We start from the raw sequence: 10,790 nt of genomic DNA, 5'->3' as shown, positions 1-10,790 counted from the left end.
TGCCTATCAACCAAACGAACGGCAGCTTTCAGGCATCGTCACAGAACCAAAGAAGGTCGACAAGTGGGCGACAGCGGTCCGGCCGCTTTTTAGTCGGGTGTCGCGCCCTGTCGTCAAACATACGATTGGCGACACGCGCTAGCGCGGCCCGCCTCTGTCATGCTTGGACCGAGCAGTCTTAGTCCTGCCATATGATCATTGTGGTCTCCGCAACCGGATAAATCGCAACCTGCCAGCATCGCTCGATTCGGTTTCCGGTCGGGCCGTTCAGTTTTACGCTACTAAAAGTATCTAGCTGCCGTTAGTTCGAAACGACTGCGCTTTATCGCGTATAATCCGATAGACGAGCTAACGCGATTATACGTCCAGTTTAACTGTGGAGAAAATCCCATAACTCGTATCTTACGGTTGCCCAGCGTTGTCCGTATGACTAAACGGGTGTCACGCCGCGACTTGACATCGAATATCAGCAGCGGGGCATCAAAAACTGCTCGGGACATCCCTAAGCTGCCGCCTATATTGAAGCCGTGGCGCAGTTCGCCGCCAACACCCAAATTGCCGCCAACCTCGATGTTGGAAAAGGCGTCTTCTCGCAACCATTCACGTCGAAAAAACGGCCCAGCAGAAACAACCAGCGTTCGCGCTATAGCGTGCTCGATCGTTCCATATAAACCGCCTTGCCAGCCATCGTAGCCGCGGTCGAAATAAGCTCGAACATGGCGAACATCAACTTGGTAGCCAAAGCGATCGCGTTTGCCGAGGACCATTTGCCCCCCGGTCCGCGCGCCAATCTGAGCGGTCGCCGCCTTCCCGCCGAACCAACGGCGTGCATAGACACCTTCAAGTGAAACGCTGCTGGTTGGAGTGACGCGATATTCGCCCCCGGCCGATGTCTGCACGTTGTAATCATCAAACTGACTGCCACTGTAGTTCGACCCATTCGCGTCGAACTCCGCAAGCGCAGATACTGTTTTCGAGATGGGAAGACGCAACCCGGTGGAAAGCTGGGCAGTCAGCCCGACGCCCGAGTGAGCTTTCGCTTCGTCGTTCAAATCCGCTTGATAAGCGCTGTCACCGAGCAAGACCGTTACGGATTGAGCCGATGTTGCGTTGTTTATGTTAGTATCAGGTGCGATGCCGATATTCAGGTCAAGACGCCAAGTCCTCCCGCTCCGTATCGTGTCGCGTACCGTGCGTATCGTCCTGGCGATCTGCTGAGGCAGTTCCGTATCCTGCTGAGCAATTCGTAGCTGGCGATCGGCGCTTGCCGTCTTTTTTAAGGCTATCAACGCCTGCGCCAATTCAAGGCGGACCCTGGTCTGGGCGGGATCGTTGGCCAAAATTGCCATGAATTGATTCACTGCACCGGCGTAGTCGCCGGTCCGGGAGGCTATCAACCCTCCCAGAAATTCTGTTTGTAACTTGAACCCAGGCGCAAGACGCAATGCTTCTACAAGAGGTAAAGCTTCCGCATAATGCCTCTCAGAAATCAGACGTTCCGCCGCCGCCAGTAGCTGCGGCGGCGTTAGCTCAATACGACAAGTACCGGCGGAACAGTTGCCTTCCGGAGCGGCAGACGCCGGCGATGCACAGGCAAATATCGCCGTGCCGGCGATTAGCGCGAAGCGCATGTCGAGGAATCCTCGTCAAAGCTCACTACTTTTTCACGCCTATAAAACCGCCGAGAATATCAATCCGCTGATTTGGTATCCCGCCTACAATCCGGAAGTTGCCGCCGACGTTCTTCGCATCCGGACCATAAAACGTACCGTCGATCGAGCTCGCACCTGCGGTGGCCGTACCCGCACTGACAGACGTGAAATCGATCGGAGTAGCCGTGCCGTTGCTAGAGAAGGCGGCTGAAGCAAACTTGCCGCTAAAAGCTGTCGAGGCTGATGTCCAACCGGCCGAGCCAGCCGCAGTGAAGCTTGAGCCGGAGGGCACACTTAGCGCAGAATCCGCAACAGGCTTATTCTGAACGAATGCAGGGCCGACTTTGCCAGAAAGACTCAGCGAAAGAGTGCGTTTCGCAAAGTCCACTTCTACCGCACTTATTCCTTCCAGCCACTGCTGCACCCGAGCTGAATTGCCTTGCTGAGCGATCATGGTCGCCAGGAACTGGCCGTCGAAATGTGCAGCCCCCTTCGTCGGCGTTTGCGTGGTCGTAGAACGCGTTCCAAAAACCAGCACCCCTTGTTCGGCCAGAGACGAGCCATCCTCACTTGCCTGGCTTCGCTCAAACCCCGCGAGCGAGACAAATGATCCGCTGCTATTTGGGCGTTTGTAGAAAAAGGTCAGCGGAACGGTGCCATCAAGAACATGAAGATAATTGAAGCCGGCCAATAGTGGTACTTGGCGTTCTACATTATTGGCATCCGCTGTCGTCCGGTGCCCCGGGTCTTGGAACGTGATGTTTCTAGAAACATTTGCTTTGCTATCTTCGATCGTCATTACGAAAACCCCGTCACGGGGGTCATAGCTGATCGTTCCCGAGGGGGCTTCAACGGTACTTGCATTGCCTTGGTAAAGCGACGAGCCATCCGCGTTGACTGCAAGCGAATGCACGGCACCGACGGCGTCAAACTTTGTTGCCGTAGAAACGTCGAAAAGATTGGTCTGCGTGCTATTTGGCGTTTGCGTAGGTGTGGGGGCTGGCGTCAACGAGATCACAGCCCCACCTGGTGCGGAAGATCCTATGGAACTGACGTTTCCGCCGGCCCCGCCACAAGCGGCGAGCGGTAAGGAAAGAGCAATAATTACAGCGCGCATCGGAAACTCCACGGGCAAATCACAACGCCGGAGGTACCGCGTCATGATTAACAATCTGTCATTGTTGAACCCGGTCGCGGTACTTAGCCCGGCTTCGAGAGAGCCCACTAACCGAACGGGGCTGGATGCCTCGCTGAACGGACAACGGCGGCAGACAACGGATTTCTGGCGGTTTTGACTGGGACGGCTTCAGCGCGGTCGATGACGTTCATGAGCAGGCCATGGACGGAATTGGAACGTCTAGTTCTGGTGGTTAGGCGACAGGCAGCTTTCGGGACATCGATAGCCGTTAGCTGCCATCCCGAGTCCGCCGGCCTTTCTCAAAACGGATCGAGAAAAGAGAACGCGCCTCGTGTACCGGAAGAGCTGTTATATTGGCTGAGGGACTGTATGCTTTGTATGCAGCGGGCAGAGACCAGGGGGTGGGCGAATGACGATAGCGGCAATCGTGTTTCTCCTTTGCTGGGCTACCCTGATCCGTGACGCGCGCACGCCTATTACCCGTTTTCTACACCGCCTGATGGTGGAGATGCCCGCTGCAGCGTTGAACCGCCTTGAGCCCGCGCACATCGCGTTGGCGATTGTCGTAACAGTGTTGGTCGTTGTGCATCTCAATGCGGGAGATAGCGATCCGATCCGCATGGTTGCGTTGTTTGCCCCAGAAGTAACCATATGGCTTGCTAGCCTCGAGCTCGGCGCCATTGTTGAGGCGGTCGTAGCCTTGGCTGCTGCTGCGGCGGCATTGCGCCGTGTGGGTATTGCCGCCACCCTTACAAGAATTTTCGTCTCTCTGCCACGACACTCTAAAAACAAGGTAAATCGTGCGCGTAAGGGTCCACGGCTTAACCGCAAAGTGCCTTCGAACGATGAAGATGACGGGGTGAAGTTCGCGCTAGCGAGCTGAGCTGAACAGTTCGTCGGGAACGGCTTCGACAGCCGCTCCACTCGGATTCTCCTGTCATCATGTCGGCCAAGTGCGCCGACCCTTCGCTATAGGTGCGCCTTGCTTGACCATCTTCTAGCTATTTTGCTGCTTTTCGTTGTCCCGGTTCGCGCGCTTTGGCGCAGCCGACCTGGACGGACGGCCTCTGGCACCAAGATCACCCGTTACATAACCACAATTGGGATGGTGGCCGGGTTGCTCGCTCTATTAACAACCAGCTGGCTTATGACAGGTCGATCCGCACAAGCGCTTGGCCTCAATACTCCTACATCGACACCTTCGCTGATTGGTCTTGGCGTCGCGATCGCAACCTTTATTGCCTTATTCCTCAGCAAAGGCAAAAAACCTAAGCCGTCGCAGAGGGAGGAAATAGAGGCTGTACGGCGCGATCTTTTTCCTGAAACGCCAAACGAAATGAAGCTATTTCTGCTTTTGAGCCTTGCAGTCGGAAGTGGATGGGAGATACTTTATCGAGGCTTTCTTTTGTACTACCTACCGTCAAAGATCGGGCTATCAGGAGCGATCATCATCGCAGCTCTTGCATACGGCGCGGCGCACGGGTTCAAAACCCCAAAGCAATTTGTAGGTAGCATCGTATCCGCGCTGGCTTTTACTATAGCATATGTCGCCACATCGAATTTGTGGTGGTTAATGCTGATACACATAGGGGTAATGCTATTCGGTGCCATCGTCAGCACGGCCATCAGTGGTGATTTAGAAGCCAGCTGATTGGTGATGGATCTTCCCAATTGGAAAGGTCGGGCGAGATGGCAGTGACCGGATCCCTTCGCTGCCACCAATGCGACCGCTTTCGCAAAGCCCGTTTCCAACTGCGCTTTCCCAAAATCGGCGGTTGGGGATGGAGAGCTGGGAATGTCGAGGTAGTGCTTGGAACGGCCGGTTTCGGGACGGCAGGCCGATCGGCGGAACGCCCGAGATTGGGCGGTAGCTGCCGAAGCCTTCACGCCAATGATTCTCGTCTACCGGGTAAGGATCGATGGTGAAGCCATCAGGATGGTCACAAAACCCGGGCGCTTGCCGCAGCCTCTTCGCCGCCGCCTCGGCTCGCGACGGAGAACTGTATACGCCGATCAGCTTGGCGTCCTCGGCGTGCTCATCGTCAGAGCGAACGTGGTGCAAGACGTAAGCCGTTTCCATGGTGGCAGCTTATGCACCAATCCGTATGTCCGCTATCGAGAACAGACATGGGGTGGCTGGACGTCCGACACCGGGCGTTTCCGGTTCGTCCGCTTTCTGGCTACAAAGCAGCCGGTCCGTTTGTGGACACTGTGGTGGCGATCATAGTGTCTGAACGTCGCGATCTGGTGGTAAGCTGAATGTCGGCTTTTCAGCAGCTGAAATACAGGTGGCTATTACGCTGCCGGTCGAAGACTCTCAATGACATGCGCCAAGCACGATACGGGATTTTTCGACGGTGAAACGGCCGCACATCTGATCGCGTGGTGGCGCGATGCTGGCACATACCCCACGGACCGGCTTCGAAGTGAGCCTTTTACCTCTAGGCCATTCACAAAACGCGGACTGACATTGCGCGCCGCTGCTGCAAACGCCGCCCGCCGATTTCATCGGGGCTGTCGTCCTAACAACAGGAGAGGACATTGAAAGCAGCGCGGCTAAAAACATTGTCGGGCTCCATTCGGATGACGATCAGCGAGGGTCCCTGAGCTATAGTCGGCTGCTTTCGGGAAAGCCAAATTCGCGCGCTCGCGTCCGTTATTGGGCGCTTCCCGCCTGTCCGCTCTGGGGTCCGCTTTGCCGACAGCGAATGTCGCGACCTGGTGGACTGCAGACCGTCCGCTTTCGACGCGGCACCCGCACCTCCAAGGATAGCCCGAGCGCGATCAGCCTTGGGCGAGGTGGCTTTCACAACCAACGATGGTCCGCACATGATGACTTGTAGACAGCCCCTGAACTAGGCCAGCTTGCCGCACCACGTATCAAGCGCGAAGGCCTAATAATGTTCAGGCGTATGATTGCCCTATCTCTGCTGGCACTGGCTGTACCGTCAATTGCGGCAAATCGTATTATGAATGAGCCATCGAACTCTGAGATGACGGCCATCTTCAACGCAGAGCAGAAAGCGCGACAAGTATCCGATATAGACTGGGCAACGGTTGGTCCACAGGACAAGCTGGCGCCCTTAGCGAGAACGTTCAAAGCCAAGCTGCGCCCCGTACAATGCAGCCCGATTACTGGAGCGGACACGCTCGTCAATCGCACCGATTTCCGCTGGATTGTGGTGGGAGAAATACACGGGACCAAAGAGACGCCAGTAATTTTTGGTGATCTAGCATGCCTAGCTTCGACATCCCGACCGGTGATCGTCGCAGTCGAACAAGTGACCACCGAGCAGCCCGCGATAGATGATTTCATTGGCTCCGATGGCGGTGCAGCGGCGATATCGCATTTCTTGAGGAGCAGAATATGGACCCAGCCGATGAAGGATGGCCGGTCAAGTGAAGCGTACTTCCATCTTTTCCAGAGGCTGCGCGAATTGCGAGCGGCAGGGCGGATTATAAGCGTCGTTGCTTTCCAACCGTTGTACAATCTCGGTCCCGGCGGATTTAACGCAGGTGATTACGAAAATGCACTCGCCTCATCGCTGGTTAACAGGGTAAAACAAGACGCGCGGGTGCTTGTCTTGGTCGGGAACGTTCACGCGATGCGAACGGCTCCTACGTGGGCCAAGCCAGCTTACCTGCCAATGGCCGGCTACCTTCCAGCTCAAACCACCATCAATCTCGATGCGAGGTGGGTTGGTGGATCCTATTGGGCTTGTACTTCGGACACTAGTTGCGGTGCGCAAACTGCGCCCTCATCAGGGACACGGCCGGCTCGAAGTATTACCATGGACGTGATCGGTGGACCTTATGCAGGGGCTCTTAACCTCGGCGTCGAAGTGACTGCTTCACCTCCGCAGACCCAGTCTCCACGGGAACAGGATCCTCCGCAGTAACGAGCTTACGGCGACACCCTTTAGCTGCAATTACGCAGCCTCTGCAGTAGATACGGGCTAGTTCAGCCGACATGCTTTGAGCGGCGTACCATCCGTCAATGTCTGCAACTGGGCGTAAGCGGAAGACTCGAATGGAGAAGATCAGCGGATGTTCCGCAAAGCGCGCCGGGACAGAAACTTCACGGTAAAGCGACTAGCGAGCAGCGCGATTGGTGTGACCACCGCAAACGCCATCAAACTACCCATCAACACGGCACCCGGCGGAGCGTCGTCCACCTCCATCGTAAGCACCCAATGTCCAAACGATACGCAGAGCAAAGCCGGTATGGTTAGCGTTCCTATCGCCATCGACAGAGAGTCGCTCTTCGTAGCAGCACGGCTAACGGCTGTTATCGTGCCCGCGATCAGGGAAACACCTAAGACGATGCCAATGAGGACGAGTAGGCCAAAAAGCATCTGGCCTCCATGCAGGCGCTGTCGAATGCCTTCCATGCAGGCGCTGTCGAATGCCTTCAAGTGGGGGGCAAGCCGAAAGACCGGGATTGGTGGAAAGCGGACGGTCCGCTTTGGCGGCCGCACCCTAGGACGCCGGCCACTGAACCGGCATCCCAGATGCATCAGTCTTTTGCATCGGCGGAACCCTCGGTTTCCCGCCGCTCTTTGGTCGATGCAAAACCTGTGAATTTTGCATCAGGACCGCAAAAACCAGCTGCGGCTTGGCTTTGCGGCTTTAGGCCGTTCCGCCGCTGTCATGTCGCCCTTTGGACGGCATATCCGTGTCAAAGGCTGACAGGCGATGCCGGGGTTTGAGCAGCGCTGCTTGCCATCAGTTGTCGTACAGGCGCGGCATTCCCGCTTTGTGTCGATGCATCCCTGTGGCGCAGCTAGCAGTAGCGCGAATGTCAAAAACATCACTACATCCTTCAATCACGGCATGCCCAGCAGCTTGCGGCCCCACACACGGCATCGTCAAGCGACTGATCGCTTATGCAAAGATTGTGGCTTTTCCATAAGCACAGCAGCACTACCGCCGATGTTTAATTTTCCGGCAGGCTAAAAAGGTTCTCTACGGGGACATTGAATAGGTGGGCTAGCTTGAGCGCCAATGACAAACTAGGTTCGAACCGACCTGTCTCGATTGAGTTGATAGTTTGTCTGGAAACGCCAACGAGCGTTGCCAATCCAGCTTGCGTGAAGTTCGATTCAGCCCGGTGTTCCGGGAGGCGAGTTAGGACGCCCATTTGCGCGCAGCCGTCCGGCCGAACAAGATCGTGAGTGCTGAGAACAGGATTAGGGGGGCAGGCCCCTGTATGGGCGGGCTAATCCCGGTCATATCTAACAGACCCCACACTGTAAGGGCAGCGGCAGTCCACGCGCCACTCATGCCGAGCGACCAGTTCTGCACTCGATGAAACAGCTCATCCTGCCGGATGCTCATGCGCCACCATAGCAGGCCAGATAAGGCAGCAAAGCCGATTACCCAGGCCACGACCCAAGCGGCAGGCAGATAGAGGGAAGGAGTCGAAACAGCGGTGCCTTCAATGGGCATTGCGTCCTGAAACTCGATACCCACTCGGCGCGCAGCGTCAGCGGTCCATTTGAAAAGCGGCATAACGGCCACCACGGCGCTAGCCATACTCCCAGACACAAGGCGTCGGCTCTTTTGATCTAAAGCCGCCCAATTGACCCCGGCCCCACGGTGAGTGAACTCGTACATCTGCTTCCCCTACGCTTTCGCAGAATGTCAAACATACGCGACATTTAGAGTCAAGTATGTTTGACTTGTAAGAGTGGTTTTCTGGGTTAAGCGAGGCCACCCTTCAGGACTCATAGTTCGCAATTTGCGCCAGCCCTGTGATGCAGATCTTTTAATTTTTCATCAGAACCGAAGTCGATGGTAGATTTTGGCAGGCGCCGGTCATCGATAATAAAGTATCGACCGTAAACTATTTACGATATCCTACGACAATCCGAACGCCTGGTGCGTCGACGCTGCCTGTTGTTGCAAGTTCAACAATGTGTTCGGCGGGGAACCAATAGGCAGGTATGGCCCTACCATCCTTTATCTTCCGGTCGATTTTAAGCGCGATATCAATCGAATTTGCAATATCACCAACAGCTGACACATTAGGGACTTTTGCCATAATGGCGCAGATTGGAGTTTCTGCGTCAGATTTATGAAGAAGTATAAGATTTCCCTTTGAGAATAACGGTATCGGCAACCCTACCGGCTTTTCAGCCTCGGAAGCTGACACTGCGCTCCACCCATCTTTCTTCAAACTTTCGACATTCACCTGATGACTATCAACCGCTGTAAGGCAAGACAGGACGCCCTTTACGACCTCCGGCGTTTTAGCTGCGGGAAGCGTATCAGCTGACGCTGCGGACGCTGTGAGGCCCAAAACCAAGCATCCATATAAGATTTTCACAGGCACCCTTCACATGACGGCAAGCCGTCTGACTATTACTAACTTGCGCGATTCCATCAATCTGGCGATGGGCAGTTCCAGCGTTGCAAATGGGACCCCTTTCGCGACCCGGCCCGTGCCAGCTTCGATCCTCAAAATAGGATCGAAAAATGGGAAAAGTAGCCGCTGCGTCAGCGAACCTTATCAGTCTGGCATCGTGGCGCGGCCTTGCCGCCGATGAATAGCAACCGCAACGATAGGCAGCACAAACACCAGGAGGAGCGGCATGGCCTTCGCTACGTCTAAATGCTCATCAAACCAGAAAGTGGATAGCATAGCGAGATTTGCTGCGCCCCACGTGAGCGTGACTGTGGCGCACAAGCTGACCACAATGATCCCGGACTTCATCATGCCGCTCATAGCCCGCTCCTTGTGATACTACGTTCATCTTGGACCTAAGCGCCCTTGGTGAAAGCGTCGCTGCCATCCCACTCAACGATTGGTGATCGAGACAAGGCCTAGGAAAACCGCCTTAGCTGGCGGATTCCCAAGATCAGCATGATCATTGCAGCACCCAATAGCAGCCCTTTGACGGACCCAGCAACAGCGCCCGATACATCGAAGCGGCGACCAACTGAGTCGACGACTGATACAAGCGAACCCAACGTGCACGTGGCGATGGCAAAACCAGGTCGAGCTTTTCGTATTGGTTTGGGCACCTGAATCTCTCCCTCTTGGGCATCGGGTCGCACAATTTGAGGGTTTCAGACAAGACTGCCATGACGGGGATGCCCAATTCTGAGCATAAACGGCAGCGCCGGCGTTCTAAGAACGAACTGCGATCGAGACGGCCAGCGCTGTCCCGAATGCGATCGAATTTCGGGAAAGTCCCTACGAAACGGCTGCTAGGCTTCGGGCACGCTCCCTGTCCTTGGGCCGGCCAAAAGCGGTGAGCATGGCCTGTAGCTCCACCCTTTCGGGAATGAAGACGGCCAAACCGTCAACCTCAACTGGCTGTCGCGTCGCTGGTCGCACCGGCAACCATGCTTCTCCTGATCGACGGTGGAAGTCTGCCATGAACTCAACAGGCAATGCAGTCCCGGTCCAAGTGCCGAAGATGCTCGACCGGAACGCCGCGTGCGGCGATCCTGACCGGAGCTCAATGCCGATCGCCGGCAGGATGCGTTGAGCGTCAGCAACGCTCAACAGCACGTCCACGTCAGCCACATGGCCGGGATCGGCCCCGTGAAGGGCAACGGCTGCGCTCGCGATGATCCACCAAGGATCATGTGCTTCGGCCATCACCTTGCCGATCGCGTTCAAGGACACCGAGAGGGCCGGACCAACTGTCATTAGCCTTTCATAGCGCCGGTCATCCCGGAAAGGATGGTATATCGGGAAAGCCCCTACTCCCTTAGGGTTTGATCCGGGGGCGTTAGCGGGAACATCGCCGGATCAAAGGCAGCTACGTCCAATAGGTATGCGCGATCCTTCGCATCCGCCCAGCCTTCCGGCCAGTTTCCTAAAATCCAGACGCCTTGATCGAGCCATGCCAATTCCAGGATCGACGGCCACGCCGTCAGCTCCGCGTTGTTGAAAGCGACATGCCCGGCATAGCCCCGCAGAAAGGTCGCCCACTCGGCAGGCGTCCATAATCGACCGGGAGCGGTGGAGAGATCGCAGTGGAACAGCA

Annotated in this window: 13 protein-coding genes; 3 read left to right on the top strand and 10 right to left on the bottom strand. The window is 56.0% G+C overall.

Features of this window, described 5'->3' with window-relative positions; all coding sequences use genetic code 11:
• Nucleotides 1-281: 281 nt before the first annotated feature.
• Together IFT71_RS20880 and IFT71_RS20875 are read right to left on the bottom strand one after the other, a co-directional pair.
• Complete coding sequence (locus IFT71_RS20880) at nucleotides 282-1,631, bottom strand: surface lipoprotein assembly modifier (RefSeq protein ID WP_192143393.1); 1,350 nt, start codon at nucleotides 1,629-1,631, stop codon at nucleotides 282-284.
• Nucleotides 1,632-1,656: 25 nt separating this feature from the next.
• Entirely contained in the window at nucleotides 1,657-2,769 is a 1,113-nt protein-coding gene (locus IFT71_RS20875; protein WP_192143391.1) for a transferrin-binding protein-like solute binding protein, read from the bottom strand.
• Nucleotides 2,770-3,199: 430 nt separating this feature from the next.
• Between IFT71_RS20875 and IFT71_RS20870 the strand changes: the two genes are divergently transcribed.
• A complete protein-coding gene (locus tag IFT71_RS20870) occupies nucleotides 3,200-3,673 on the top strand; it encodes a hypothetical protein (RefSeq protein WP_192143384.1) in 474 nt (157 codons plus the stop codon).
• A 99-nt stretch (nucleotides 3,674-3,772) separates the two neighbouring features.
• Complete coding sequence (locus IFT71_RS20865; RefSeq protein WP_192143382.1) at nucleotides 3,773-4,441, top strand: CPBP family intramembrane glutamic endopeptidase; 669 nt, start codon at nucleotides 3,773-3,775, stop codon at nucleotides 4,439-4,441.
• Here the strand turns inward: IFT71_RS20865 and IFT71_RS20860 are convergent.
• Nucleotides 4,427-4,870 (bottom strand): DUF7336 domain-containing protein, encoded by a 444-nt coding sequence (locus IFT71_RS20860; RefSeq protein WP_192143380.1) that lies wholly within the window; start codon nucleotides 4,868-4,870, stop codon nucleotides 4,427-4,429. The two genes, IFT71_RS20865 and IFT71_RS20860, sit on opposite strands and share 15 nt — an antisense overlap.
• A 913-nt stretch (nucleotides 4,871-5,783) precedes the next feature.
• Between IFT71_RS20860 and IFT71_RS20855 the strand changes: the two genes are divergently transcribed.
• Nucleotides 5,784-6,689 (top strand): hypothetical protein, encoded by a 906-nt coding sequence (locus tag IFT71_RS20855; RefSeq protein ID WP_192143378.1) that lies wholly within the window; start codon nucleotides 5,784-5,786, stop codon nucleotides 6,687-6,689.
• Between the two features lie 141 nt (nucleotides 6,690-6,830).
• Here IFT71_RS20855 and IFT71_RS20850 read toward each other — a convergent pair whose 3' ends face one another.
• The 7 genes from IFT71_RS20850 to IFT71_RS20820 all read right to left on the bottom strand — a co-directional run.
• Nucleotides 6,831-7,205, bottom strand: coding sequence for a hypothetical protein (locus tag IFT71_RS20850; protein WP_192143376.1), 375 nt, complete (start codon nucleotides 7,203-7,205; stop codon nucleotides 6,831-6,833).
• 521 nt (nucleotides 7,206-7,726) lie between these two features.
• A complete protein-coding gene (locus tag IFT71_RS20845) occupies nucleotides 7,727-7,930 on the bottom strand; it encodes a helix-turn-helix transcriptional regulator (RefSeq protein WP_082441315.1) in 204 nt (67 codons plus the stop codon).
• Nucleotides 7,918-8,406: a hypothetical protein gene (locus IFT71_RS20840; protein WP_192143374.1), complete on the bottom strand. Its 489-nt coding sequence runs from the start codon at nucleotides 8,404-8,406 to the stop codon at nucleotides 7,918-7,920. Before IFT71_RS20840 ends, IFT71_RS20845 begins: the two co-directional genes overlap by 13 nt.
• Before the next feature lie 229 nt (nucleotides 8,407-8,635).
• On the bottom strand, nucleotides 8,636-9,118 hold the full coding sequence (locus IFT71_RS20835; protein ID WP_192143372.1) for a hypothetical protein: 483 nt from the start codon (nucleotides 9,116-9,118) through the stop codon (nucleotides 8,636-8,638).
• 183 nt (nucleotides 9,119-9,301) lie between these two features.
• Entirely contained in the window at nucleotides 9,302-9,517 is a 216-nt protein-coding gene (locus IFT71_RS20830; protein WP_192143370.1) for a hypothetical protein, read from the bottom strand.
• A gap of 471 nt (nucleotides 9,518-9,988) precedes the next feature.
• On the bottom strand, nucleotides 9,989-10,450 hold the full coding sequence (locus IFT71_RS20825; RefSeq protein WP_192143368.1) for a hypothetical protein: 462 nt from the start codon (nucleotides 10,448-10,450) through the stop codon (nucleotides 9,989-9,991).
• Nucleotides 10,451-10,503: 53 nt separating this feature from the next.
• Nucleotides 10,504-10,790 (bottom strand): hypothetical protein (locus IFT71_RS20820; protein ID WP_192143366.1); only part of this gene is annotated, 287 nt, incomplete at its 5' end.

The organism is Sphingomonas sp. CFBP 13733, from assembly GCF_014841795.1.
GTDB classification, from domain to species: domain Bacteria; phylum Pseudomonadota; class Alphaproteobacteria; order Sphingomonadales; family Sphingomonadaceae; genus Sphingomonas; species Sphingomonas aerolata.
This window is presented reverse-complemented; position numbering and strand designations above follow the sequence as displayed.